Origin of the sequence: Alteromonas sp. CH_MED4-4 (assembly GCF_037029575.1) — a bacterium.
Classification (GTDB): Bacteria; Pseudomonadota; Gammaproteobacteria; order Enterobacterales; family Alteromonadaceae; genus Alteromonas; species Alteromonas macleodii.
The window spans coordinates 195,675-221,227 of sequence record NZ_JAYMEU010000002.1 but is presented as its reverse complement, the minus strand read 5'-3'; the positions used below and the strand labels follow the sequence as shown (position 1 = coordinate 221,227).

Below are 25,553 nucleotides of genomic sequence, written 5' to 3'. Positions count from 1 at the left end.
TACTTCTTTAGCGTTTTTGCCAAATAAGCATATGGTTGTTGGCGGGCATGTCGATTATTTCTTGCAAGCTTAACTCGCCTGCCCAAGCAGTAAGCTCATTGATATCGCGGTAGCCACCATAACCACGCGCTAAAAGCGAAGTATGGAAGGCTTGGTTACTTTCAGAAGTAAACTTACCACTATGTGTAAAAGGGCCATACTGACAGAATACGCCCCCTTTGGGTAAGTGCAACGCTACTGATTCCATGAGTAGCTTCGCCTCTTCTTTTTGCATGATATGCGCGGTGTTTGCTGTAAAAATGCCGTCTATGTCGAGATTGGGAAAGTCATCTTGCCCAACGGTGAATGCAATGGGAGGTTTCACATTCCCCGTATTTGAATCATTCAGCCACGCGGCAATGCCTTCGTGATAGTGTGGTTGGTCGCTTGTGTGCCAAATAAGATGGGGCAAATGCTCAGCCAAAAATACGGCGTGCTGACCTGTTCCACTCCCTATCTCTAATACCTGTCGGCAATTGGCAAATTTACGTTCAAGCACGCTCAAAATGGCGCGCTTGTTGTTCTCACAAGCCTGACTAAAAGGCTTTTCGATTTGCATACACGTTACCTGCCTAATCAGCATTAATCACTTAAGTTTGGACCCAACCACTTTTCAGCCTCTTCTAAGGTCCAGCCTTTACGTGTGGCGTAATCTTCTACTTGGTCGGCTTGAATTTTGGCGACAGCAAAGTATTTGGCATCAGGGTGAGCAAAATACCAACCCGATACTGACGCCCCCGGCCACATGGCGTAACTTTCCGTAAGCTTCATACCTGTATGCTGCTCTGCTGACAACAAATCCCAAATAAGCTGCTTTTCAGTATGCTCGGGACACGCGGCGTAGCCTGGTGCCGGTCGAATGCCTTGGTATTTTTCGCGAATAAGTTCTTCGTTACTTAGTGATTCGTCAGCGGCGTAACCCCAGTAATGCTTACGCACTTGCTCGTGCAGATATTCCGCAAACGCTTCGGCAAGCCTGTCTGCCACCGCTTTAACCATAATGCCGTTATAGTCATCGCCAGTCTGAATATAGCTATCAGCAAGCTCGTCTTCACCTATACCGCCGGTGACGGCAAAAGCGCCCACATAATCATTTATGCCACTCGACTTTTCAGCTACAAAGTCTGCTAAACAATAATTAGCGAATTTGTCTTTTAGGGTTTGCTGACGCAAGTGATGGGCAACACCTTGAATCTGGTTTCTCGACTCATCGGTATAAATTTCGACATCGTCATTAACGCGGTTGGCAGGAAACAAGCCGATAACGCCTTTCGCCTGAAGGCTGTTCTCTTCGGTAATTTTATCCAGCATGGCGTTGGCGTCGTTAAACAATGACTGTGCCTGCTCTCCCACCACCTCATCTTCAAGTATACGTGGGTACTTGCCTGCCAAAGACCAGGTTAAGAAAAATGGCGTCCAATCAATGTAGTTGCGCAGCGTAGCCAAATCGGCGGTTACCGGTGTTACACCCAGGTTCGCAGGCTTTACTGGTAAAGTCGTAAAATCTGGCTTAAAAGCGTTTTCTCTGGCTTGAGCTAATGTCACCGGCTTGCTGCGCGGCTTTTTACGGGCGTGCTGTTCACGTACCGTATCGTATTCTTTTGCCAATTCCTGCGCGTAAATCTCGCGGGACGTTTTGTTTAGAAGGCGCTGACATACGCCTACTGCTCTACTAGCATTTGGAACATAGGCTACAGGCGCATGGTAGTTTTGTTCAATTTTTACCGCAGTGTGCGCTTTAGACGTAGTGGCCCCGCCAATAAGCAGCGGGATATCAAAGCCCTGACGCTCCATTTCTTTGGCAACGTGAACCATTTCATCTAGTGAAGGTGTAATAAGGCCCGACAGGCCTATCATATCAACGTTTTCATCTTTAGCGGTTTGTAAGATTGTCGCCGCTGGCACCATTACGCCAAGATCAATCACTTCAAAGTTATTACACTGAAGTACCACGCCAACAATATTTTTACCGATATCGTGAACATCGCCCTTTACCGTGGCTAATAGAATTTTGCCGTTACTTTTAGCGTCGTCTGACTTTTCTTCTTCAATGTATGGCTGTAAATGGGCTACCGCCTTTTTCATTACACGGGCCGACTTTACCACCTGAGGAAGGAACATCTTACCTTCACCGAATAAATCCCCTACCACGTTCATGCCATCCATTAATGGCCCTTCGATAACGTGTAACGGACGCTCAGCTTGCTGACGCGCTTCTTCGGTGTCATCAATGATGTAGTCGGTGATCCCTTTAACTAGGGCGTGCTCTAAACGCTTATTAACCTCTTGCTCGCGCCAGGATAAATCTTCTTTTGCGGCAGCCTTTCCATCGCCTTGATAGTTCGGTGCAATATCGAGTAAGCGTTCAGTGGCATCACTTCTGCGGTTTAAAATCACGTCTTCAACCGCATCTCGAAGTTCAGCCGGTATTTCGTCATATACCTCTAGCTGACCTGCATTCACAATAGCCATATCCATACCCGCTCGAATAGCGTGATATAGGAATACCGAGTGCATAGCTTCACGAACCGGATTGTTACCTCTGAACGAGAATGAAATATTAGAAAGACCGCCGGAAATATGAGAGTACGGGCAGGTTTTACGTATCTCACGGGTAGCTTCAATAAAATCAACCGCGTAGTTATCGTGCTCTTCAATACCCGTCGCTACTGCGAAAATGTTAGGGTCAAAAATAATATCTTCAGGTGGAAAGCCGACTTCTTCTGTCAGCAGCTTGTAGCTACGCTGACAAATTTCTACTTTTCGAGCCTGCGTGTCAGCCTGACCAGTTTCGTCAAACGCCATCACTACGGTTGCTGCACCATAGCGTTTTATTAGCTTGGCTTGGTTTAAGAAGAGCGCTTCCCCTTCTTTTAAGCTGATAGAGTTAACAATCGCTTTGCCCTGCACGCACTTAAGCCCTGCTTCGATAACATCCCATTTAGACGAGTCAATCATAATGGGAACTCGGCTAATATCAGGCTCAGAGGCGATGAGGTTCAAAAAGGTGATCATGGCCTGCTTAGAATCAAGCATGGCCTCATCCATATTGATATCGATGATCTGCGCGCCGTTCTCTACCTGCTGTCTTGCGACATCAAGTGCGGTTTCATAATCGCCTTCAAGAATAAGTCGTTTAAAGCGAGCGGAGCCTGTTACGTTGGTGCGCTCACCGATATTAATAAATGTGGAAAATTCTGCGCTCATAATGCCCTCCTAGTGTACAAACGGCTCTAGGCCTGACAAACGCATTTTGGGTTCAAACTGTGGCACTTTTCTTGGCGCAATTCCATTGACCGCGTTAGCAATTTCGCGAATGTGTTCTGGCGTACTGCCGCAGCAGCCACCTACGATATTCACTAGCCCTGACTGCGCCCATTCTTTGATGTGCTCGGCCATTTCAGGGCCTTCCATGTCGTATTCACCAAACTCGTTGGGTAAACCAGCATTAGGGTGCGCTGAAATTAAGCACTCACTAACAGTAGCAACTTCATCTACGTATTGGCGCAGTAAGTCTGGCCCAAGAGCACAGTTTAAGCCGAATGAGAATGGGCTGATGTGTCGCATGGAATAATAAAACGCTTCCGCGGTTTGACCAGACAGCGTGCGCCCTGAGGCATCGGTAATCGTGCCAGACACCATAACGGGCAGCGATATACCTAGCTTTTCAAAAACCGACTCTACCGCATAGGCTGCCGCTTTCGCATTAAGTGTATCGAAGATGGTTTCCAGCATGATTAAATCTGCACCGCCTTCAATGAGCGCTTCGGTAGACTCGCTATACGCTTCCACGAGTTCGTCAAAAGTAACATTGCGTTTGCCCGGGTCGTTAACGTCAGGCGAAATTGAAGCAGTGCGGTTTGTTGGCCCAAGTACGCCCGCCACGAAACGGGGTTTGTCGGGTGTCTTTGCTGTGAACTCATCGGCAGCTTTACGCGCCAATTTAGCTGCAGCTAAATTAATATCACGGGATTGAGCCTGCATATCGTAATCGGCCATAGCGATAGTCGTAGCATTAAACGTATTCGTTTCAATAATGTCCGCGCCAGCTTCAAAGTAATCACAGTGAATTTGATAGATGATATCGGGCTGGGTAAGAACCAACAAATCGTTGTTACCCTTAACATCGCAGTGCCAGTCGGCAAACTGTGTTCCGCGATAATCTTCTTCTTCTAACTTATGGCGCTGGATCATGGTGCCCATGGCACCATCTAATATAAGGATGCGCTCTTTAGCGGCTTCTGTAAGCGTTGCTTGCGCGCTAGAATTTGGTCTTTGGCTCACGTGCTACCTCTTTGGCTGTGACTTTTCAGCAAGCTGACTTAAATCGTAAGGCGTGGTCTGATAGACATAATAATTCAGCCAGTTTGTAAACAATAGGCTGCCGTGTGAGCGCCACTGTACAATAGGAGACTTGGCTGGATCATCCCCTTCAAAATAGTTTTTTGGAATTACTGGCGTTTGTCCCGCGGCAATATCTCGAAAATACTCGTCTTTAAGTGTATCTGGATCGTATTCCGGGTGACCCGTTACAAATACCATGCGCTTATCTTCTGACGCCACAATATAGGCGCCTACATCGTCAGACTCTGCAACAACACTAAGTCCATCGACGCTGTTATACAACGAGGTGTTAATATGTCCATAACGGGAATGTGGTGCGTAAAAAGAAGGATCAAAGCCTCTTAATAGCTCATTGTTCGGGTCATTCACTTTATGTTTAAAGACACCTGAAAACTTTTCGTCTCTAAGCTCTCGTGTAATGCCGTAAAAGTGATACATGGCGGCGTGAGCAGCCCAACATAAGTAAAGGGTCGAGTTCACGTGACGCTGCGCCCACTCCAATATGGTGGTCATGGTTTCCCAGTACTTTACTTCCTCATAATCGATAAGCGCGAGAGGCGCACCGGTGACAATGAGGCCATCGTATTTCTTATTCGCTACCGCTGAAAAGTCGTGATAGAAAGCATCCATGTGCGATTGGGGGGTATTCTTCGGCGCTTGATTATCAATTCGAATTAAATCCACGTTTATTTGCAGTGGCGTGTTCGATAACAGGCGGAGTAACTGTACCTCTGTTTCTATCTTGTTCGGCATTAAATTAAGAATACCGACTTCAAGAGGACGAATATCCTGATTGGCAGCCCTGTCCATGTCCATGGTAAAAATATTTTCACCTAGTAGTACATTCTGCGCGGGTAACTGCTCAGGAATACGAATTGGCATAGAGGGCTCCAGTGATAAATTACAATATCTGTATTGTGTCTATAACTGGCGATATGTCAACATCTTTACGTCTAGACGTCTAAACGTTTTTTTCTCTGGTGTTCAAAAATACTAATTATTTTGTTTATGCACCATTACCAACATCTCAGCTTCGGCACGAGGAATGTCGCAGGCTTCAATAATTTCATCAATGCTAGCGCCTTGCTTGACTAAGTCCGCCGCACGCTGATATAGGCGTAGGGAAGGATCTTGAAGCTTGAGTTCTCGAAGCTGGTTTTCAATATCAGTTTGCTTTTCGTCTAACTCTTGAAGGTGTCGAGTGATCACCAAGGTGCGTGCTTGCGCCTCAGTTTGTTGATTATTTGCATTTTTAGCAAGGGCTTCAGTGCGGGCAATAGCCTCTGCGTTAGCATGTTCGCTTTCGCTTAATGCAGAACGCAACTGCTTAATGTGTGAATACAGCACACCCATCGCGGCGATGAGTATAACTACAAGAATACACAGTATGAGTTCTAATAAGGTAGGTGCAGCAAGCTGCCAATCCATGGACATAACCCTTGGGGAAATGTAGGCAGTATTATAATCAATACCGCCTATTCATTTATTTAGATGTTGCTAAGCTCATCCCACTCTTCGTCGCTTAACAATTTATTAAGATCTACAAGAATAAGCAGTTCGCCGTCGCGGTTACTTACACCTTGGATAAACTTAGCACTTTCTTCAGTACCTACGTTAGGGGCACTGTCAATCTCTGAAGATTTCAAGTAAACCACCTCAGCGACACTATCCACCAGAATACCAACCACCTGCTCGTCAGACTCAATAATAACGATACGGGTATTGTCAGTAATTTCTGTTGGCGGTAATCCGAAACGAGCACGTGTATCAATAACCGTTACTACGTTACCACGCAGATTGATAATACCAAGTACATAGTCAGGTGCACCGGGTACAGGGGCTATTTCGGTATAACGCAAGACCTCTTGAACTTGCATCACGTTGATACCGTAAGTTTCTTCACCTAAGCGATACGTTACCCATTGAAGGACTTCGTCGTTGCTGTCGGTGGCGTTATTATTTATTCTTTCGTCGCTCATGAACCTGGCTCCCAATACTATGGCGTCTGGTCGTTACTGCCTAAGCCTTTGTTAAGCATAGATATTAATTCTTCAACGTCAATTAACGCGCACATTTTTTCTTTAACCATCCCTGCTAACCAGGGACGCTTACCTGTGGACTCGCGCCATTTAACATCATCGGTAGTCAAATTGACCGTATTGACTAGCTTTTCACTAGCCAGACCCCACGCACTTTCCCCTAACATTATAAGATATCGGTAGTTAAGCGATTGTGCGAGGTTTTCGTCATATTTTTCTGGCATTACCCATTTTGCAGAGTCAACAACACTTAGTTTAGACTCTCTGTGCAACATTACACCCATAAACCAATCAGGTTTTCCAAATAAAGGGCCAATCTTCTCAATTTGGTGGATCCCACCTAGCGACGTCAAAGGCACCGCAAGTGTTAACCCTGCAACCTCAAAGAATAGCGCCTGAAAGCGAAAACCGAGAGTATCCTTTAGTGGAACTTTTGTTTTTTCAGCGCGGTTTAACGCAGCTTCTTGTTCATTTTCTACTAAAGTTTCTGCGTGAGACTGTTGCTGTTCATCTTCAATTGTCTCTGCTTTTTGCGTTTCAATTAACGATGTAACCTTTTCCGCTATCGCTTCTTGTTCATTCGATTGCGGCTCACTTTCATTGGCGGTAGAAGCAAGCGCCGTTTCAGCCATCTGCTGAGAAGCCTGTTCGAGCAATTTTGCCGTGCGCGCAGTCACATCTTCCGGTGCTTCTGGCTCTTTGAGGAGACTATCAAGGTATGCCTCCATCACTTCTTCACGGGCAAAAGGCGATTGCTTGCTCATGTTCTCGTTATTTCTCCAATACCGCTAATAGTTTCTCGTACGCAGACACACCACGTGTTTTGGGGTACGCTGCGGAAATGGGAAGCTGTACTAAACTTGCATCCCTGAAGTGCGTGTCGACGGGAATAACCCCTTCCCACACGCGCTCACCATAGTCATTCATTAAGCGCTTTCGCGATGCAAGCGCCGCGTTAGTGCGCTTATCAAACATAGTTGGAATAATCACAGTATCAAAGGATTTGTCCAACGAACGTCCCATGATTTCCATGGTACGAATCATTCTGTCTAGCCCTTTAAGCGCCAGATATTCCGTTTGGGTAGGCACGATAACCTTGTCACACGCTGCAAGAGCGTTAACCATCAGCACCCCAAGCACTGGAGGGCAATCGATGATAGCAACATCGAATTCCCCTGCGATTTTTGCCAACGCTTTTTTTAGGACTAGGCCCATACCTTGTTCGCTACCCATCGTTCTATCTAAGGTCGCGAGCGCCATTGTTGCAGGAAGCACATATAAGTTGTCTAACTTTGTCGGGCACAGACAATCCATAACATTATCGGCCGTTATGTCATTAGACTTAATAAAAATATCGTAAACTGAATGACTCGACGCTTCTGCATCGATACCGAAGTAATAACTCAGCGATGCATGTGGATCAGTATCAATCATGAGCACTCGCTTGCCTTGCTGTGCAAGCAAGCCGCCAAGGCTCACCGTAGTGGTAGTCTTTCCTACACCACCTTTCTGATTCGCTACTGTCCACACTTTCATATTTGCTGTTCCATTACTGTTCAAACTGCTATCGCATTTCGGTTTGAACGCAACTGCTCATATCATCAATATTTATATTTTTACTGGATATATTGGCAACGGCGACAGCTTGAGGCATACCATACACAACACAGGAATCTTGGTCTTGAGCCCAAATCGTTGCGCCTTTTTCCTTGAGCATTTGGCATCCTTCTCTGCCGTCAGCCCCCATACCCGTTAATATAATTCCTAATACATCCCCACCATAAGCTTTAGCCAGAGAACTGAAAGTGAGATCAACACTGGGCTTATAATTCACCTTGTCACTCGCATTTGCGTCAACAATGGCAATGCGTTTATTCGCACCTATGGTTTCTAGCAACATTTGCTTCCCACCGGGAGCAAGATACGCATGACCTGGTTTTAGAATGTCACCGTGCTCGGCTTCTTTTACTCTAATCTTACAGTTTGTGTCTAAACGCTGTGCAAATGCCGTAGTAAATGTTCCAGGCATGTGTTGTACAAGCAAAATGGGGTAAGGAAACTCTGCAGGTAAAGGAGACAGCACTTTTTGAAGCGCCACAGGCCCGCCTGTAGAAGCCCCAATTGCCAAACACTTGTAGTGCTTTCCCGTCGCTCTTACAGACGAAACGGTTGGTTGTTTGGCTGCGTCTTTATGCCCTGATAGCAACCCTGATGTTTTAAAGAACGCCTGCTTTGGCGCATTATCAGGAAGCTTTCTTGCCTCTGTAGAGCGAAACGACGGACGCTTAAGACCAATACCACGACGCGCGATTAAGCGTACTTTTGTACACAACAAGCGCGATGCGTCTTTTCTGTCCTGCGCGATATCTTCAAATTTCTTAGGTAAGAAATCGAGCGCGCCCGCTTCTAACGCATCTAATGTCGCTTGCGCACCATGATGCGTAAGCGAAGAAAACATAAGAATAGGTGTAGGCCGTTTGTCCATTATGGCCTTTACAGCTGAAATGCCGTCCATGACAGGCATTTCAACATCCATCGTTATCACATCCGGCTTAAGCGCTTCTGCTTTTTCAAGTGCATCGCGCCCATTTCTCGCTTCCCCAACAACTTCAAGTTCCCTATCGCCATCGAGTATTTCTTTTACTCGACGACGATAAAAAGTCGAGTCGTCCACGACAAGGACTTTAAAGACCATGGATTATTATTCCTGTTAATTCATCGCCTTACTTGATGGGTTTACGCGCATACCGTTTTAGCAGGCTCGGAATATCTAAAATTAGTGCAATTCCACCGTCTGATGTAATCGTGGCTCCCGCCATACCAGGCGTGCCTTGCAATAATGCATCAAGAGGTTTAATAACCACTTCTTCTTGGCCTATTAGCGCGTCTACTACGAATCCTACTTGTTGTGTACCAATTTGCACTACAACAACGTGTCCCTTTTCTCTATCGATGTTTTTGGGACCTCGAATCAACCATTCACCAAGGAAGAACAACGGAATTGCTTTTGAACGAACTATCATTGTTAGCTGGCCATCGACCGTGTTGGTCTTTTTGATGTCCATATTTATTATTTCGTTCACCGCACCTAATGGTAACGCAAAGGTTTGTTTTCCTACAACAATCATTAGCGTCGGAAGAATGGCTAGCGTTAGCGGAACTTTGATATCCAGTCGCGTGCCTTTTCCTAGCTGTGAATCAATGTTCACGGTGCCGTTAAGTTGGTTAATTTTGGTCTTAACCACGTCCATGCCCACACCGCGACCAGAAATATCACTAATTTCTGTTTTGGTTGAGAACCCTGGCGCGAATATCAAGTTAAACGCTTCAACATCCGACATACGTGCAGCTGCGTCTGCGTCTAGTACACCGCGACTAATAGCAATTTCTTTAAGCTTTTCAGGATCCATTCCTTTACCATCATCTTCGATGGTTAGAAGAATATGATCGCCTTCTTGAGATGCCGATAGCTGAACCGTACCCATGCGCGGCTTACCCGCTGCAGCACGGTCATCAGGCATTTCAATACCATGGTCGACGGAGTTTCTCACCAAATGCACAAGTGGATCGGCCAGTGCTTCAACCAGGTTTTTGTCTAAATCAGTTTCCTCACCCACAAGCTCAAGGGTTATTTCTTTTTTCAAGCTTCTAGCGAGGTCTCGAACAACGCGAGGGAAACGACCAAACACCTTCTTGATAGGTTGCATGCGGGTTTTCATTACCGCACCTTGCAAGTCGCCCGTTACCACATCTAAGTTGGCAATGGCTTTGGACATGCTTTCGTCGTTACTGTTGATACCCAAGCTTATTAGCCTGTTTCTCACTAGTACGAGTTCACCCACCATGTTCATAATTTGGTCAAGGCGCTTGGTATCTACACGTACTGTAGTCTCAGCAGGGGGCGCAGCTGGTGCCGCCTTCTTCTCATCTTTTTTAGGCGCTGCTTTTGGTGCAGCAGGCGCGCTTGCTTTAGCTGGCGCTGCGGCGCTAGGAGCAGGCGTCGCTTTTGGCGCAGCTGGCGCTGCTTGTTTCGCTTTTTGAACCGCTTCTGTTGCTGCCTTATCTACAGGAGGCTCTGGCGCCTTTGAAACGGCTCCCTGCTTGGTAGGCCCTTGCCCTGAGCCATGTAGTTGGTCAAGCAGTGCTTCAAATTCGTCATCGGTGATTTCTTCATCACCAGCTGCACTCGGCGTAACTGGTGCTGGAGCTGGTGTATTTGCCTTTGGCGCAGCTTCTTCACCACCAAACTTGCCTTTGCCATGTAAATCATCGAGCAGCGCTTCAAATTCTTCGTCGGTGATATCGTCGTTATCACTAGCGGCAGCAGGTGCAGCAGCCTTTGCAGGTTCGCTTTTAGCCGCTGAGGACTGTCCTGGTGCCCCAGAGCCATGAAGCTCATCAAGCAGCGCTTCAAACTCATCTTCAGTGATTTCGTCAATACCGCCGCTATCACCAGAACTTGGGGCCTGTGCAGTAGGCTCTTCAACAACTAATTCTGGCTCTTCAATCGCGGGTTCAGGTTCTGACGCCGGCGCGCTTTGTTCACCAAAAATATTCTCATCTGGAGATTCCGGGCGACTTAGTTTGTGTAACAAGTCTACTAGGTGTGCATCTGCTGGCTCTAATGGATCCCGAGCTTTCACTCGTTCAAACATTTCAACCACCACATCTGTGGCTTGCAGAATAATATCCATCAGTTCAGGGGTTAGTGTTCGTTGACCGTTACGCATTACGTCAAAGACGTTTTCCGCACCGTGACAAATTTCTACTAACTCGGTAAGAGACAGGAACCCTGCTCCCCCTTTAACTGTGTGATAACCACGGAAAATTGCATTCAGCAAATCCGCATCTTCAGGATTGTTCTCAAGATCAACGAGCTGTTCTTGTAATTGTTCAAGTATCTCTCCAGCCTCAACTAGAAAGTCCTGTAATATATCCTCGTCAACATCAAACGACATGCGCCCGCTCCCCTAAAAACCTAAGCTAGACAGAAGATCATCTACATCATCTTGGCCTGACACGACGTCGTCGCGCTTATCGGCATCAATGATAGGGCCTTCTGCCTCTACACCATCAACCTTATCGGCCTTAACGCTAGATGGTTTAGTTTGTTCTGCACCGTCGCGTTCACCAAACATGGTAAGCATGTTAACTAAGCTGTCTTCCACTTCTTTAACCAAGTCGATAACGCGGCGAATAACCTGACCAGTTAAGTCTTGATAACCTTGAGCCATCAATACTTCTGTAAGTAACTGTGTAAGTTTAGCTGACTGTGCCGAACCTTCTTCCAACAATTCGTCTAAGTCTGCGCATAAAGCCTTGAATTCACCCAACTCTATTTGGCGATTCATCAGCTTCTTCCACTCAGGCATAACCTTTTCGATGCGCGCCGACAGCATTTCAGCTATAGGCATGCTCGCTTCAACGGCATCCATTGTAGTATTAGCAGCTTTTTCAGTTTCTTCAATTACGTAGGTTAGGCGGGATTGTGCATCGGGAATATCATCGGTCGCGAGATTTTTAATGCGGTCGTCTATTTGGAAATTATTCAGCGCGTCATGGAGCTGACGCGTCAGTTTCCCTACTTCGGCAAATAACTCAACGTTTTCTTTCATTGAGGCCGCTTCTAATAGGGCATTGGCTGAAGCGTTGTCACCCTCTTCAAGGTAGGTGACAAGCTGTTTTGCTTCTTCCAACGAAATTGGAACGTTTACATTCGTTGACATCCAGTAAACCTCATTTCTCTGGTGAGCGTCTGGATCAACCTAAACGTTCGAATATTTTATCTAATTTTTCTTTAAGTGTTGCTGCAGTGAACGGCTTAACAACGTAGCCATTAACACCTGCTTGCGCGGCGGCAACAATTTGCTCTTTCTTCGCTTCAGCAGTAACCATAAGTACTGGTAGGTGCTTGAGCTTGTCATCGGCTCTAATCGCGCGAAGCAAGTCAATACCCTGCATTCCAGGCATGTTCCAATCGGTAACTACGAAATCGAAATCACCTTGCTGCAACATAGGCAATGCAGTACTTCCGTCATCCGCTTCCTGGATGTTGGAAAAACCCAAATCTTTAAGTAGGTTTTTGATGATACGTCTCATGGTAGAAAAATCATCGACCACGAGAATTTTCATGCTTTTGTCCAAAATAGCCTCCAGTGAGGGGTTAATTGTTATTAATTTCTATTCTTCGTCAGCTTGCCACGACTTCATTCGTGATTTGAGTTTTAACATGGCCTGACTGTGAATTTGACTGACTCTCGATTCACTTACATCAAGAACCTCACCAATTTCTCTTAGGTTCAGCTCTTCATCATAATACAGCGAAAGTACAATCGCTTCTCTTTCAGGTAATGTCGTAATTGCATGGGCAAGCGCTTTTTGGAAAGCGCCTTGCATCAAATCTTCCAGTGGTGCGTCGCTACCTCGATTTTGCTCTGTCGAAATAACATCTTCTGACACACCTAAATCTTCAATACCTACCAGCTTTCCGGCATTTACTTCATTAAGCATTTGGTGATAGTCCTGCAAGCTTACATTAAGCTTATCAGCAATATCAGAATCTCTAGCATCGCGGCCTGTTTCGCTTTCTACTTGCGAAATTGCTTCAGTGATCGCTCGGCCATTTCGGTGGACTGAACGCGGTGTCCAATCCCCTTTGCGAATTTCATCTAGCATAGCACCGCGAATGCGAATACCGGCAAACGTTTCAAAGCTGGCTCCTTTTGAACCATCAAAGTTTCGTGCGGCTTCTAATAATCCAATCATGCCTGATTGAATTAAATCGTCTACGAGAACACTAGCCGGCAATCGCGCTATCAAGTGATGCGCTATACGCTTAACCAATGGCGCATGTCTTTCGACTAACTGCGCTTTATCGGTTTGTTGTTGATAAGCGGCTGCCTTGCTGTTCAACGCTGACTTCCTACGGCTTTTTCTGCAACTAACTGTTCAATAAAGAACTCTAAATGGCCACCTGGCTGCGCTGGAATAGGCCATGTTAAGGCTTTACTCGCCAACTGTGTTATTGCAACGGCTGCCGGTGAACCTGGGTAAGCATCGACAATGGCTGTTTGTTTACGCACTGCTTTACGAATGTTCTCGTCAAACGGTACTGTCGCCACTAATTCTAGTGCAACATCTAAAAAACGCCCTGTCACTTTGCTTAATTTACTAAATAGCTCTTGGCCTTCTCGCACGTCGCGCACCATATTAGCCACAACTTTGAAGCGGAAAACACCGTGCTCTCTATTCAGAATTTTTATCAATGCATACGCATCTGTCAATGAAGTAGGCTCGTCACACACAACGACCATGATGTCTTGTGAGGCTTTTGAAAAGCTCAACACCATGTCTGAAATACCTGCCGCTGTATCAACGATTAGCACGTCAATTTGCGAGCGAAGCTCACTAAAGGCACGAATTAGGCCAGCGTGTTGCGTTGGCGACAATTCTGCCATCGACTGCGTGCCTGATGTGGCAGGGGCAATCTTTATTCCGTGCGGACCGGTCACTAATACTTCATCAAGTGTACATTCGCCGGAAAGCACGTGGGATAAGTTTTTCTCAACACGCAAACCTAACATAACGTCTACGTTAGCAAGACCGAGGTCCGCATCGAGAACCATTACACGTTTACCTTGCTTCGCCATGGCGATAGCGGTGTTCAATGTAATGTTTGTTTTACCTACGCCACCTTTGCCACCGGTGACGGCGATTACTTTGATTAACCGTGATTGCTTCATTTTTCTTAAGCTACTCGCTTGGTCGTCAATCATACTGCTTATGCTGTTTTAATTGCGTTGTTACCACTAGTATGATTCAAACCGTACTTTTTATAAAGCTTTGCAGCAGCGGAAACCAAAGATTTCGCTTCTGCAATCTTAATGTCTTCAGGTACTTTTTGACCATCGGTGACATAACTAACCGGTAATTGGAATTCAACCGCTGCACTAAGCACCTCTCCTAAAGAGTAGCACTCATCTAACTTTGTGAAAATACAGCCACTTAGTTCAATATCATCATACGCTTGAATGATTCTCTGCAAAGCAGGATATTGCGTATTTGCTTGCGCTACCAAATATTTTTTAACATTTGGCATTTGTCCGTTATCAAACTGCTTAATTTGTTTAATTAATCGACTGTCTCTTTGACTAAATCCAGCCGTATCAATCAATACTAGTCGCTTATGACGAAGTTGGAATAATAAATCCGCAAGTTCTTCACTAGTCTGCGCTTTTCTCACCGTGCAGCCAATAATCTTTCCGTATGTCGCTAGCTGCTCATAGGCGGCAATTCTATACGTATCGATGGTAATCATCGCAACCGACTCTGAACCGTATTTCTGCGCATAGCGGGCAGCAAGTTTCGCAACGGTAGTTGTTTTACCAGTACCTGTTGGTCCTACTAATGCAACAGCACCTTGTGCGCTAAGTATATCGTTTCCTGTCACATTTATGCGATTAGCCAATAGGTTAAGAAGATATACCCATGCATCTCGTTCGTTGTAATGTGACGGCGTATAGCTAATAAGCTGTTTCGCTAACGCGTTGCTTAACCCCATATCGGTTAAACGGGTGATTAGATATTGATGAACAGGTTTTTGACGTTTGTTCTTAGCTTCCATCAAGTCGGCCACTTGATATTGCAATACATCGCGAAGAGACGCTAGCTCTTCCTTGATTTGCGCAAGCTCCGCTGACTGCGTCACAGCGGTATCATCCATACTCGACGCTTGATGCTCTGGGAAAGCGTTCTGACGAACTGGTTCATGAGAAGACTGCTGGGCTTCTACGTCGTCAATAAAGGCTTCTGAGAAGTCTAAGTGCGAAGCAATTTCATTGGCGTGCTTAGCATTTGCTGTCATTGGTTGGTTAGGTTGCGCGGGACTCGCTACGCCATTATTTCCACCGTGCTGCTTTTCTAGCAGTGCTTTAAGGCTATCAGGACCGTCGTCACCAATGATTTCGCTCAAGCTAGGCACTGCCTTTTGGCCAGGTGTTTTTGCAGCGGCTTGTGGAGACGCTTTCGGCGTAAACAACTTCGCTTCAGGTTCTTTGTCGTAGGCTGCGACAAGCTCAATACCGTCAGCGACTTTGCGATTTGACATGATCACAGCGTCACTGCCCAATTCAGCTTTAACTTGGCTTAACGCCTCACGCATATCTTTGCCGAAGAAACGTCTAATTTTCATTGCAACCTCTCCAATCACCCAGTGTCAGATTATTGACCGACCGAACTGACTATTTTTATTTGTTTGTCGTCAGGCACTTCTTGGTAAGACAGAACATGAAGCCCAACAACCGAATATTTTAAGAAGCGAGACAGAACGGGTCGTAGCATGCCTGAGGTAAGGAGTACTGCAGGCTCTCCTTCTAACTCTTGCTGCTGACTGGCTTGCTGCAATGATTTTTGCAGCTTGTCTGCCAGACCTGGTTCTATGCCAGCGCCATCTTCGCCACCTGCTTGAAGTGACTGGTGCAACATCTGTTCCAACTCTGGCGCCAAGGTTATGACAGGTATCTCTTTTGCACCTTGCGTAATTTCTTGGACGATTAAACGTTTAAGGGCAATACGCACTGCGGACACTAAAACATCGGGGTCTTGGCTGCGCGTGCCGTACTCACTGAGTGTTTGCACGATTGTACGCATATCGCGAATAGGCACGCCTTCAAACAATAAGGTTTGCAGTACTTTCACGACGGTGCTTAGCGGAAGAATGTCTGGTACTAATCCTTCAACCAATTTCGGATGCTGCTTGGCAAGCATATCAAGAAGTTGTTGCGCTTCCTCGTGCCCTAATAATTGATATGCATTGTTAGAGAGTAATTGGCTTAAATGGGTCGCTACAACGGTCGCAGCGTCTACTACTGTGTACCCAAGGGTTTGTGCATGCTCCCGTTTATTGGGCTTAATCCATACTGCGTCTAAGCCGAAAGCGGGGTCTTTAGTGGCACGCCCTTCTAATTTACCGAACACTTGCCCTGGATTAATAGCAAGTTCTTCATCGTGACTAATGATGGAATCGCCTATCGTTACGCCTAGCATAGCGATGGTGTAAGTATTGGGCTCTAAATCCAAGTTATCGCGAATGTGAACAGGCGGAATAAGGAAACCCAGCTCTTGCGATAGTTTCTTACGTACACCTTTAATGCGCGTCAACAACTCGCCACCTTGGGATTTATCGACAAGAGGAATTAAGCGATAGCCCACTTCCAATCCGATGGTATCTACCTGCTGAACATCATCCCAGCCAAGCTCTTTCACTTCAGGCGCAACCGATTCATCTTTTACCACATTGTCTGGCACTTTGGGCTCTGCGGCCTTTCTCTTTTCTTGGACCGACTGCCAGTAAGCAAAGCCTGCAATCAAGAATGAGAACCCTAAGAATGCGATATGAGGCATCCCAGGAATGATACCCATCACAAATAGAACTCCCGAGGCTATATAAAGGGCTTGATTATTACCAAGCTGACCGCGGATTTCTTTGCCCATTTCCTGGGTCTCGTTTTCACGAGTAACGATAATGGCTGTAGCGACCGAAAGTAACAATGAAGGAATTTGCGCCACCAAACCATCACCGATGGTCAATATGGTGTAGATTTCTATAGCGTTACCGAATGAAAGCCCGTGCTGAATCATGCCAATAAAAAGACCACCAACAATATTAATCAGCATGATGAAAAGGCCTGCGACCGCATCACCCTTTACAAATTTTGACGCACCGTCCATCGACCCGTAAAAATCCGCTTCTGCGGTAATCTCTTCACGGCGTTTACGTGCTTGGTCTTGATCAATATACCCTGCATTTAAATCAGCATCTATGGCCATTTGTTTACCGGGCATAGCATCTAACGTAAAGCGAGCGCTTACTTCTGAAATACGTCCTGCGCCTGCGGTTACAACTTTAAAGTTGATAATAAGAAGAATGGCGAAAACAACAATACCTACGGCGTAGTTACCACCAATCACGACCTCACCGAAGGCTTCGATAACTTTACCTGCTGCATCGCCGCCTTCATGTCCGTAAAGTAAGACAACGCGAGTAGAAGCCACGTTAAGCGCTAGTCTCAAAACGGTAGCGATAAGTAACACCAAGGGGAAAATGCCGAAATCTACTGGACGCTGGGTAAGTACAGCCACCAAGATAATGACTAGCGACAACGCAATATTAAAGCTAAACAGCACGTCCAGTAAGAATGGCGGCATAGGCAATATAACCATGCCCATAATTGCCAAAAGGACGATGGGTGCGCCTAAACCACTGGTAAAATTTTGCAGCTGATTTTTATCGAATCGCTGAAGATAACCGGATAACTGCATGGCTTGGTGTCTCTCTATCAGAAAATTGACGCTTTATGTGAATCTTCTAGTGAGTTTTCAACTAACGTGCCAGCTTTGTGTTTTACGCAAAAGTTATCCAAATCTGAGCTGTAATCATGCGTGATTACTGTCTACAGTGACTTGTATAGGGCGATTAAGATTTTGTATCCGAGGGGCATACGAACAGTTTATAATTACGTCACTATTCCTAGGGCCTACTCTTCGTTTTAAAAGGATTATTCATGGTAGTACTACAAAACCGTGTTGCAACGTTTTGTTGGGTCAGCCTTGTCATCATGCTGACTTTTAGTCATGTAGCTCATGCATCTAAACAACCTAACTTACGACAGCGCGTGGAGAATTTGCTAGTTGATTCAGTGGAGATATACGGTTCACAAAATAGTAACCCATCTCGTGTGCACAATAGAGTTTTGGTAAGCGAGGTCTACACTCAACAGGGCTACCAGCTTATATGGTTTGGTACTAGTGATGCTGAAAACCGTCTTCAGGAACTCCTCCATGAAATTGCTGATTCAGAGTTACATGGCTTCTCGCCCGAGTATTACCACGCATCAATGCTCGAAAGTCGCGACGCCAACACGGCACTCTTAGATGTACTAGCAACCGATGCCTTCATCAGTCAAACTCTGCATCGATTAAATGGGCTTGTTAGCCCCGCCAATGCAGATTCGCAGTGGTTCCTTAAGCAAAGAGAAGCGGATCCTGTGGCATCGCTAAATCACGCATTAACTAACGGTGTTTCTGCAACATTGCGGGCCATGTGGCCATCACACCATGAATACCAGTTACTGTTAGAAAAAAAGCGTAGTTTACTCACGGCAGTTTCTACAGTTACCACACAAATTCCAGTTGGCCCAACACTTAAGCTGAACTCAACGAGCGAAAGAGTTGTGTTGCTGAAGTCTCGTCTTTTAGGGCCAGGCACCTATTCAGAGTTATTCGATAAAGATTTACTGGACGCGGTTAAGCAGTTTCAAATGTCTGCGGGCGTAGAGCCAGATGGTATCGTGGGAAATTCCACTTTAGAAGCATTAAATGCCACCACGTTTTCTTGGTTAGAAAGAATTGATGCAAACTTAGAGCGTTGGCGCTGGCTCCCTCATCAAACTTGGTCAACATATTTACGCGTTAACATTGCGTCGTTTCAGTTGAGAGGATTTACTGAAGGTGAAGAAACATTGGGAATGCCTGTGATTGTCGGTACACCAGTGAGGCAAACGCCGGTTTTCGCTGAATCAATGAAGTATATGGTGTTTAACCCCTACTGGACCGTGCCTTTCAGTATAGCCACTAAAGACAAGCTGGCGAAATTAAAAACCAATCCTTCTTTATTGGTTGAGCAAGGTTACGAAGCCCAGCCCGCCGGTGTCAGCGGCTTCAGCCCTGTCGATGAGTTTGATTGGACAAATGTTAGCCGTGGTACGTTTCACTATACACTCAGACAAAAGCCCGGACCGCACAATGCCCTTGGTAAAGTGAAATTCATGCTTCCAAATAAGCATGCCATTTATCTTCACGACACGCCCGATCACAGCCTTTTTTCGAAATTAGAAAGGAACTTCAGCTCTGGCTGTATCAGAGTCTCCAACCCTTTGAAGCTGTCTCAATGGTTACTCACTCATTCAGGCCAGACAGAGGCAATACCGCAAGCTGAGCAATTACTTCAAAGTGAAGAGACCAGTACACTGTATTTGAAGAAACCGATACCGGTTCTTATTGTGTACTTCACAGCGTTTGCAGATGAAGCAGGAACCATTGTATTTCGCCGCGATGCATACAATCGGGACAGCCATATTATTGAGAAATTAAAGGAGTTTAAACGTGCGTAAGTGTTTGTTAGTACTGATTGCTCTTTTAACTGTAGTGCGCGCCAGTGATGCGTTCTCCTTTGACAATGACATGCTCAACTCTAAGCTTGATATTAATGGAAATACGGTCCCCCACCCTATTTTCTCTATTTTCGTAATGCCGAATAAGACGTTCACTGTTGAGTTTGACAACAAAAGCCATACTGGGAACTTTCAATTTCACCAAGCGAACGGTGAGGCACTAAAGACGAGTTCGAACCTTCCAATAGTTAGCGGGGTTGTGGGGAAAGCGCCAATAATGGCACCTAAGAAATCAGGGCACTATGTACTTAAAACCACCAACGCGCAGTCAGGTGAAACTGCGACGCTCAACGTCTTTGTGATGACATCTTTGGAAAAGGTAGACAAAACAGGTAAGTTAAACGGGTACACAATTGGTAAATATCCTGATAAGCCTTTAAAAAACAATCCCATTTATTTACCCCCATCAGGACTTATTGAAGTATCGCCAGAACAAACGGACGTAAGGTTGTCGCCCAATTTCACCCTAGGTCAATTTCTATCCAAGCAGCAACAAGGATTTCCCAAATATGTACATTTGCGAGCAGGCCTTTTGTTGAAACTGGAAAAAATACTGCACACCTTAAATGACGAAGGGCATGCTGTTGAAGGGTTAACCATAATGAGTGGATATCGCACTCCGTTCTACAACAAAGCTATTGGCAATGTTCAGTACAGCCGTCACGTTTGGGGTGGCGCAGCGGATTTCTATATCGATCAGTCACCGAAAGATGGGGTGATGGATGACCTCAATAAAGACGGTGTGGTAAACCGCGAAGACGCGGTATGGCTCGCGAACTTTATATCAAACATGTCTAAACAAGGCGCTTTCGGTCCAAGAGTCGGTGGGCTTGGTATTTACGGTGCTAATGCGGCGCACGGGCCTTTTGTTCATGTGGATGTGAGAGGAACCCTAGCGCGCTGGTAGAACTGTTGGTTCGGGGCACATACCTATGCCCCACCTTCAAAGTCAATTTTCACCCATTTAGCGGTTGGGTTAGTGTCGGTACTCTGGTGGGATAGGCAAATCCCGTTTAAGTGGCTTAGGACGTTTGCCCTTACCTGCTCTATGCGCTTTTAACTGATAAACATGTGCGAGCACCTGCGCTACCGCCATAAATAAAGCGTTAGGAATTTCGTCGTCCACTTCAGTGGAGTAGAAAATGGCGCGGGCAAGCATAGGAGAAGGAATTAACGGCACATCGTTGGCGGTAGCAATTTTTCTGATGTGCATGGCTAGTTCATCAGCACCTTTCGCGACCACAACCGGCGCCCTCACTCCCTTCTCATCATACTTGATAGCAACCGAGAAATGGGTCGGGTTAGTCACCACTACGTCTGCTTGTGGTACTTCCTGCATCATGCGCTTGGTTGCAGCCTGATATTGTAGACGGCGAATTCGGCCTTTAACCATAGGGTCGCCTTCCGCATTTTTCCGTTCGTCTTTAACCTCTTGCTTGGTCATCTTCATTTCTTTGTTGTGCTTATACATTTGATAAGGCACATCAATGAGCGCGATAGGGATCATGCCGCACACCAGAATAAGAAACGCCCACTTAAGCATGTCGAGTGCGTGAAAGATGTTTCCCGGATAAAGGTCCATATCAAGGTGGAGCGCTTCATCTTCAAAGAACAGTAACGCCCCGATGGCCATACCGATTATGACCACCACTTTCGCTATAGACTTGAGTAACTCAACCAAGCCGTTCATGCCGAACATACGCTTGAAGCCTTGAATAGGGCTCATTTTTGACCCCTTAGGTTTTGCACCTTCCCAGGTAAAGTTAAAACCGCCAAGGGCGATAGAGCCATAAATGCCCGCTATCATTGCCACAACCATGTATAACAGCACGGCAGGACCCACAGCCGAAAAGGCTTCACCCCATGCGCCAAACATGTGGGTGATATCATAGGTTTCGTCACGAGAGAGAATGAACATTCTCTGAGTAAGTTTAAAAACAGATTCAGCAATCCACCCGCCCACAAACAAGAACATAAAAGCACTGACGATAAGTACTAGGGTCGTAGAGAGTTCACGGGAACGAGCTAGCTGCCCTTTTTTTCGGGCATCTTCGAGTTTTTTCCCCGTGGGGTCTTCTGTTTTTTCGCTTGAATCTGCCATGTTTTCCTACGAACAAATATTCAATAGTTCACACATAAACTGTTCGGCTCTAAACCATTGGGTTTCGAAGTGTGCAGTAAAGTTATCAAGTGTTATCCAAATAATCAGTAACCCCATTACTTGAGCAATGGAAAAACCAATACTAAAAATGTTTAGCTGTGGTGCAGCTTTGGTCATTACGCCAAACGCCAAGTTCACGATAAGCAGCGAGACGATTGGCGCAAGGGAAAGGGTCACTGCCGATATGAACATCCAGCCGGCCCAATGGGCAATATCGCGAAACTGTTCACCGGTCCACCATGCTTCGCCTATGGGAAACGCCTCAAAGCTCATGACTATCATTTGGATCATGGACAAATGCCCATCCAAAGTCCAAAACAACAAAGTCGCCAATATCAGATAAAACTGGCCGACTGCGGGCACGTTAATACCGTTTACCGGGTCAACGATTGACGCAAACCCCAAACCGGTTTGCATTGCTATAATTTGACCTGCAAGCACGAAGGTATTGAGCACCATCATTGATATAAAACCAATAGCAATGCCTATTAGTAACTGCTGAATAACGATTAAAAATGTGCCCACATCCACCAAATTTTCTATGGGTGACGGGGGCACTACCGGCATGATAATGAGCGTGAGCATTATACCCAACAAGGCTCTTACCTGCGGAGGAATGGATTTAGCACTTAAGCCAATCATTGCCACAAACAAGCCACTAATGCGCATAAACGGCAACAGCATGTCTGCAAGGAATTGATTGATGGTCGCGAGTTCGACTTCCACAGCTTTAGCCTTCTATCCCACAACCTGCGGGATCATATCAACCATTCTGAAAGTAAAGTCCATAAGCTGTTGCACCAACCAGTTTCCGCCCCAACTCAGCGCGAGAAGCGTTACAAGTAAGCGGGGCAAGAAACTCATGGTCTGTTCGTTGATACTGGTCGCCGCCTGAAAAACAGCAACAACTAGACCTACGATCAAGCTTGGAACAATCACCGCAGATACCAACACAATAACCATGAACATAGCTTCTCGCAGTATTTCTACAAAGACTTCTGGTGACATAAGCCCTCCTAGACGCCCATACCGAAGCTGGTCGCCAACGTGCCGAAAATCAAGTTCCATCCATCAACCAACACGAACAACATGAGCTTAAACGGTAAGGATACAATCATAGGTGAAAGCATCATCATACCCATAGCCATCAATATAGACGCTACCACCAAGTCAATGATGAGAAAGGGAATAAATAGCATAAAACCGATTTGAAACGCGGTTTTAAGTTCACTGGTTACAAATGCGGGGATAAGGATGGTTAGCGGAACTTCATTGGTATCGGCATATTTTCCTTCATCTCCAGCTATCCGTACAAACGTTTCTAGGTCTTTTACCCTTGTTTGTGAAAGCATAAACGCGCGCATGGGGCCTTTGGCTTGCTCAAGAGCGTCTAAACTGGTGAGTTGCTCATTAAGGTAAGGCTGTAAAGCTCGCTCGTTCACCTCTTCAAACACCGGCGCCATAATAAACATGGATAGAAACAAACTAACGCCAATGAGTATCTGGTTTGACGGTGATTGTTGTAAGCCAATCGCCTGACGCAAAATAGACAACACCACAATAATACGCGTGAAAGAGGTCATCATCATGATAAACGCAGGAATAAGGCTTAGCGCCGTCATGATAAACAGCGCTTGAAGCGTCATGGTGTAGTCTTGAGAACCATCTTGATTGGTTGTCACCGTGACTGCAGAAATCCCCTGTTGAGCATAGGCGGGCTCAACGAGAAGTAATAAGGGCAGTATTAAAAGTAGCCAGGCAAACTTACGCATCTCTCGACTCTTCCTTTGTTTTATTCTTTTCTATATTCGGGTTGAGCTTTCCCGCCATGGCAGCAACAAGTTTTTGTTTAAACGCATCGGCACCATTTTGTTGCTCGCCTGTGGTTTTGTTCACACCTTTCACAGGCACATCGAGATTCTTATCTAATTTGCTTAAATGAGAGATGTTGTGACTGGTAACACCAATGAGGTGCTGCTCTTCACCTACCTGAATCACCATGATTTTTTCTTTTGTGCCAACAACCATGCTGGCCGCGACTTTCATTTGATTTCCCCCCATCGCAGTGACATTAAATCGACGCATCACATAAGCGAGAGCGAAAATGACGCCAACAACGACAAGTAAAGAAAGGAAAATTGACAGTACCGACGTGGGATTGGTGATTGACTGGGTCGACTGCGCGACAGCTATCTGGCTAAATAAAAGGGGCAGCATTGCGCAACCCCTTACTTTATAAGAAGTTTTATCTGAGCTTCTTGATTCTCTCAATTTGACTAATAACATCCGTTAATCGAATACCGAATTTGTCGTTGACCACTACTACTTCTCCATGAGCAATCAACGTGCCATTAACTAATACATCTAGTGGCTCACCGGCAACACGATCCAGCTCCACCACAGAACCCTGGTTCAACTGTAGCAGATTTCGGATACTTATTTGACTACGACCGACTTCCATCGAAATAGTCACGGGTATATCTAGAATGGTATCTAGCTTTTTCTTTTCTTCTTGCGTAATCGGCGCGTCGTCAGTTAATTCGTCAAGTTCAGCAACTTGTACGTCTTCGTTATCGCCAGCCTCTTGTTCCGCTTCAGATTCGGCTTGTTCGGCCATTGCCGCTGCCCAATCGTCCATACCGTCTTCACTCATGGGAACTCCCCTCTACCTTACAGGTCTTCTTCGAGTACTTGCAGTTCTGCGTCATTATCAATAATGCGCCCACCGCGGGTTAATAACTGTAGCTCAGACTTCACTGAAGTCGGTCTTGCAATCTTCTCTACAATTTTCAGTGCCAAATTGTCGCGACTGCGACCTAATTTAGCCCTGAACGTGGGTAAATCTTCAATTAATACTGTGATGGTTTCTGGCATCTCCACAGGGATGATATCGCCAGGTTTAAACTCCATCACATCGCGAAGCGGTACATCAACGTCTAGCATATGCGTAGTTAACGCTACTTTAACGTCCATGATTTCATCGCGAAGCGCCTTACTCCAACGTAAGTCTGTATCTTCTTTATCGCTTTGAACACCCGCATCAAGCAATTCGCGAATGGGTTCTAACATTGAGTATGGCAAGGACACGTGGAAGTCGCCACCGCCGCCATCTAGTTCGATATGGAACGAGCTGATGACCACCACCTCGGTCGGGCTCACAATGTTCGCCATCGCAGGGTTTACTTCTGAGTCCAAATATTCAAACGACACATCCATGACCGGTGCCCAGGCTTCTTTATAATCTTCAAAGATTATTTTAAGCAGCATCTGGATAATACGGCGCTCCGTTGGCGTAAACTCCCGGCCTTCAATCTTCGCATGATAACGTCCATCACCACCAAAGAAGTTGTCTACCAGAATAAATACCAAGCGGGCTTCCATGGTGATAAGCCCCGTGCCTTTAAGCGGACGGAAGCGCACCATGTTCAAACTCGTTGGAACGAATAACGTATGAATGTATTCGCCAAACTTGATCATCTGAATACCGTTAATCGATACTTCAGCTGAACGTCGCATCATGTTGAACAAGCTCACACGCATATGACGTGCGAAACGTTCATTAACTATTTCAAGCGTAGGCATACGCCCACGCACAATTCTGTCTTGCGAGGAGAAGTCGTACTCGAGCGTAGAAGCATCAGAGTCGCTGCCGCCGACCTCTTCTTCTTCTACATCATCTACCCCGTGTAATAGGGCATCGATTTCATCTTGAGATAATAAATCACTCACCGTCTTCTACCT

Annotated in this window: 25 protein-coding genes; 2 read left to right on the top strand and 23 right to left on the bottom strand. The window is 45.9% G+C overall.

The features are described 5' to 3' along the window. Nucleotides 1-7 precede the first annotated feature (7 nt). The 16 genes from WA381_RS02500 to flhA all read right to left on the bottom strand — a co-directional run bounded on the left by WA381_RS02500 (nt 8) and on the right by flhA (nt 17,741). The gene (locus WA381_RS02500) at nt 8-598 is read right to left on the bottom strand and encodes a DUF938 domain-containing protein (RefSeq protein ID WP_156086073.1); all 591 of its coding nucleotides are present in this window, start codon (nt 596-598) and stop codon (nt 8-10) included. A 23-nt stretch (nt 599-621) separates the two neighbouring features. After that, nucleotides 622-3,246 (bottom strand): methionine synthase, encoded by a 2,625-nt coding sequence (gene metH, locus WA381_RS02495; protein ID WP_156086072.1) that lies wholly within the window; start codon nt 3,244-3,246, stop codon nt 622-624. Between the two features lie 9 nt (nt 3,247-3,255). Continuing rightward, nucleotides 3,256-4,323, bottom strand: a complete 1,068-nt coding sequence (locus WA381_RS02490; RefSeq protein ID WP_156086071.1) for a homocysteine S-methyltransferase family protein — start codon at nt 4,321-4,323, stop codon at nt 3,256-3,258. 3 nt (nt 4,324-4,326) lie between these two features. Next, entirely contained in the window at nt 4,327-5,265 is a 939-nt protein-coding gene (metA, locus tag WA381_RS02485; RefSeq protein WP_039224879.1) for a homoserine O-acetyltransferase MetA, read from the bottom strand. A 111-nt stretch (nt 5,266-5,376) separates the two neighbouring features. Next, nucleotides 5,377-5,811 (bottom strand): DUF2802 domain-containing protein, encoded by a 435-nt coding sequence (locus WA381_RS02480; RefSeq protein WP_014948655.1) that lies wholly within the window; start codon nt 5,809-5,811, stop codon nt 5,377-5,379. Between the two features lie 59 nt (nt 5,812-5,870). Beyond that, nucleotides 5,871-6,362 carry a chemotaxis protein CheW gene (locus tag WA381_RS02475; RefSeq protein WP_014948654.1) on the bottom strand — a complete coding sequence of 164 codons (492 nt, stop codon included), beginning with the start codon at nt 6,360-6,362 and terminating at the stop codon, nt 5,871-5,873. 17 nt (nt 6,363-6,379) lie between these two features. Beyond that, nucleotides 6,380-7,186, bottom strand: a complete 807-nt coding sequence (locus WA381_RS02470; protein ID WP_014948653.1) for a chemotaxis protein CheW — start codon at nt 7,184-7,186, stop codon at nt 6,380-6,382. Between the two features lie 7 nt (nt 7,187-7,193). Beyond that, nucleotides 7,194-7,958: a ParA family protein gene (locus WA381_RS02465; protein WP_014948652.1), complete on the bottom strand. Its 765-nt coding sequence runs from the start codon at nt 7,956-7,958 to the stop codon at nt 7,194-7,196. Between the two features lie 28 nt (nt 7,959-7,986). Beyond that, on the bottom strand, nt 7,987-9,117 hold the full coding sequence (locus WA381_RS02460; RefSeq protein WP_156086070.1) for a protein-glutamate methylesterase/protein-glutamine glutaminase: 1,131 nt from the start codon (nt 9,115-9,117) through the stop codon (nt 7,987-7,989). A gap of 28 nt (nt 9,118-9,145) precedes the next feature. Next, entirely contained in the window at nt 9,146-11,380 is a 2,235-nt protein-coding gene (locus WA381_RS02455; RefSeq protein ID WP_039224875.1) for a chemotaxis protein CheA, read from the bottom strand. A 12-nt stretch (nt 11,381-11,392) separates the two neighbouring features. Next, complete coding sequence (locus tag WA381_RS02450; RefSeq protein WP_014948650.1) at nt 11,393-12,148, bottom strand: protein phosphatase CheZ; 756 nt, start codon at nt 12,146-12,148, stop codon at nt 11,393-11,395. A 34-nt stretch (nt 12,149-12,182) separates the two neighbouring features. After that, nucleotides 12,183-12,566 (bottom strand): chemotaxis response regulator CheY, encoded by a 384-nt coding sequence (cheY, locus tag WA381_RS02445; RefSeq protein WP_012517682.1) that lies wholly within the window; start codon nt 12,564-12,566, stop codon nt 12,183-12,185. A 36-nt stretch (nt 12,567-12,602) separates the two neighbouring features. After that, entirely contained in the window at nt 12,603-13,334 is a 732-nt protein-coding gene (locus WA381_RS02440) for an RNA polymerase sigma factor FliA (protein WP_014948649.1), read from the bottom strand. Then, nucleotides 13,331-14,197 (bottom strand): MinD/ParA family protein, encoded by an 867-nt coding sequence (locus tag WA381_RS02435; protein ID WP_014948648.1) that lies wholly within the window; start codon nt 14,195-14,197, stop codon nt 13,331-13,333. Before WA381_RS02435 ends, WA381_RS02440 begins: the two co-directional genes overlap by 4 nt. 5 nt (nt 14,198-14,202) lie before the next feature. Next, nucleotides 14,203-15,612, bottom strand: a complete 1,410-nt coding sequence (gene flhF / locus WA381_RS02430) for a flagellar biosynthesis protein FlhF (protein ID WP_156086069.1) — start codon at nt 15,610-15,612, stop codon at nt 14,203-14,205. Nucleotides 15,613-15,641: 29 nt separating this feature from the next. Beyond that, nucleotides 15,642-17,741: a flagellar biosynthesis protein FlhA gene (gene flhA / locus WA381_RS02425; RefSeq protein WP_039224872.1), complete on the bottom strand. Its 2,100-nt coding sequence runs from the start codon at nt 17,739-17,741 to the stop codon at nt 15,642-15,644. Nucleotides 17,742-17,983: 242 nt separating this feature from the next. Here flhA and WA381_RS02420 point away from each other — a divergent pair, with 242 nt between their 5' ends. Together WA381_RS02420 and WA381_RS02415 are read left to right on the top strand one after the other, a co-directional pair. Continuing rightward, nucleotides 17,984-19,591, top strand: coding sequence for a L,D-transpeptidase family protein (locus WA381_RS02420; protein ID WP_156086068.1), 1,608 nt, complete (start codon nt 17,984-17,986; stop codon nt 19,589-19,591). Continuing rightward, nucleotides 19,584-20,558 carry a D-Ala-D-Ala carboxypeptidase family metallohydrolase gene (locus WA381_RS02415; protein WP_156086067.1) on the top strand — a complete coding sequence of 325 codons (975 nt, stop codon included), beginning with the start codon at nt 19,584-19,586 and terminating at the stop codon, nt 20,556-20,558. The genes WA381_RS02420 and WA381_RS02415 overlap by 8 nt, the downstream gene beginning before the upstream one ends. A 69-nt stretch (nt 20,559-20,627) precedes the next feature. On the opposite strand, the gene flhB is transcribed toward WA381_RS02415, so the two are convergent. Genes flhB through fliM form a run of 7 tightly spaced genes read right to left on the bottom strand, consistent with a single transcriptional unit; the run spans nt 20,628 to nt 25,541 of the window. Then, on the bottom strand, nt 20,628-21,752 hold the full coding sequence (flhB, locus tag WA381_RS02410; RefSeq protein ID WP_156086066.1) for a flagellar biosynthesis protein FlhB: 1,125 nt from the start codon (nt 21,750-21,752) through the stop codon (nt 20,628-20,630). A gap of 6 nt (nt 21,753-21,758) precedes the next feature. Then, complete coding sequence (gene fliR, locus WA381_RS02405) at nt 21,759-22,538, bottom strand: flagellar biosynthetic protein FliR (protein ID WP_014978604.1); 780 nt, start codon at nt 22,536-22,538, stop codon at nt 21,759-21,761. Between the two features lie 12 nt (nt 22,539-22,550). Continuing rightward, nucleotides 22,551-22,820 (bottom strand): flagellar biosynthesis protein FliQ, encoded by a 270-nt coding sequence (fliQ, locus tag WA381_RS02400; RefSeq protein ID WP_012517675.1) that lies wholly within the window; start codon nt 22,818-22,820, stop codon nt 22,551-22,553. An 8-nt stretch (nt 22,821-22,828) separates the two neighbouring features. Further along, entirely contained in the window at nt 22,829-23,584 is a 756-nt protein-coding gene (fliP, locus tag WA381_RS02395) for a flagellar type III secretion system pore protein FliP (RefSeq protein ID WP_014948641.1), read from the bottom strand. Continuing rightward, entirely contained in the window at nt 23,577-24,029 is a 453-nt protein-coding gene (fliO, locus tag WA381_RS02390) for a flagellar biosynthetic protein FliO (protein ID WP_014948640.1), read from the bottom strand. Before fliO ends, fliP begins: the two co-directional genes overlap by 8 nt. Nucleotides 24,030-24,057: 28 nt before the next feature. Continuing rightward, a complete protein-coding gene (gene fliN / locus WA381_RS02385) occupies nt 24,058-24,465 on the bottom strand; it encodes a flagellar motor switch protein FliN (protein WP_014948639.1) in 408 nt (135 codons plus the stop codon). A 17-nt stretch (nt 24,466-24,482) separates the two neighbouring features. Continuing rightward, nucleotides 24,483-25,541, bottom strand: coding sequence for a flagellar motor switch protein FliM (gene fliM, locus WA381_RS02380; RefSeq protein WP_014948638.1), 1,059 nt, complete (start codon nt 25,539-25,541; stop codon nt 24,483-24,485). Nucleotides 25,542-25,553 lie beyond the last annotated feature (12 nt).

Coding starts and splice junctions, on each gene's coding strand:
- fliP (WP_014948641.1), bottom strand. CDS start 23,584: ATGCGTAAGTTTGCCTGGCTACTTTTAATACTGCCCTTATTACTTCTC.
- flhF (WP_156086069.1), bottom strand. CDS start 15,612: ATGAAAATTAGACGTTTCTTCGGCAAAGATATGCGTGAGGCGTTAAGC.
- metH (WP_156086072.1), bottom strand. CDS start 3,246: ATGAGCGCAGAATTTTCCACATTTATTAATATCGGTGAGCGCACCAAC.
- fliQ (WP_012517675.1), bottom strand. CDS start 22,820: ATGTCACCAGAAGTCTTTGTAGAAATACTGCGAGAAGCTATGTTCATG.
- WA381_RS02450 (WP_014948650.1), bottom strand. CDS start 12,148: ATGTCAACGAATGTAAACGTTCCAATTTCGTTGGAAGAAGCAAAACAG.
- flhB (WP_156086066.1), bottom strand. CDS start 21,752: ATGGCAGATTCAAGCGAAAAAACAGAAGACCCCACGGGGAAAAAACTC.
- WA381_RS02475 (WP_014948654.1), bottom strand. CDS start 6,362: ATGAGCGACGAAAGAATAAATAATAACGCCACCGACAGCAACGACGAA.
- WA381_RS02465 (WP_014948652.1), bottom strand. CDS start 7,958: ATGAAAGTGTGGACAGTAGCGAATCAGAAAGGTGGTGTAGGAAAGACT.
- WA381_RS02420 (WP_156086068.1), top strand. CDS start 17,984: ATGGTAGTACTACAAAACCGTGTTGCAACGTTTTGTTGGGTCAGCCTT.
- WA381_RS02500 (WP_156086073.1), bottom strand. CDS start 598: ATGCAAATCGAAAAGCCTTTTAGTCAGGCTTGTGAGAACAACAAGCGC.
- WA381_RS02480 (WP_014948655.1), bottom strand. CDS start 5,811: ATGGATTGGCAGCTTGCTGCACCTACCTTATTAGAACTCATACTGTGT.
- WA381_RS02470 (WP_014948653.1), bottom strand. CDS start 7,186: ATGAGCAAGCAATCGCCTTTTGCCCGTGAAGAAGTGATGGAGGCATAC.
- metA (WP_039224879.1), bottom strand. CDS start 5,265: ATGCCAATTCGTATTCCTGAGCAGTTACCCGCGCAGAATGTACTACTA.
- flhA (WP_039224872.1), bottom strand. CDS start 17,741: ATGCAGTTATCCGGTTATCTTCAGCGATTCGATAAAAATCAGCTGCAA.
- WA381_RS02460 (WP_156086070.1), bottom strand. CDS start 9,117: ATGGTCTTTAAAGTCCTTGTCGTGGACGACTCGACTTTTTATCGTCGT.
- fliO (WP_014948640.1), bottom strand. CDS start 24,029: ATGCTGCCCCTTTTATTTAGCCAGATAGCTGTCGCGCAGTCGACCCAG.
- WA381_RS02455 (WP_039224875.1), bottom strand. CDS start 11,380: ATGTCGTTTGATGTTGACGAGGATATATTACAGGACTTTCTAGTTGAG.
- WA381_RS02435 (WP_014948648.1), bottom strand. CDS start 14,197: ATGATTGACGACCAAGCGAGTAGCTTAAGAAAAATGAAGCAATCACGG.
- fliN (WP_014948639.1), bottom strand. CDS start 24,465: ATGAGTGAAGACGGTATGGACGATTGGGCAGCGGCAATGGCCGAACAA.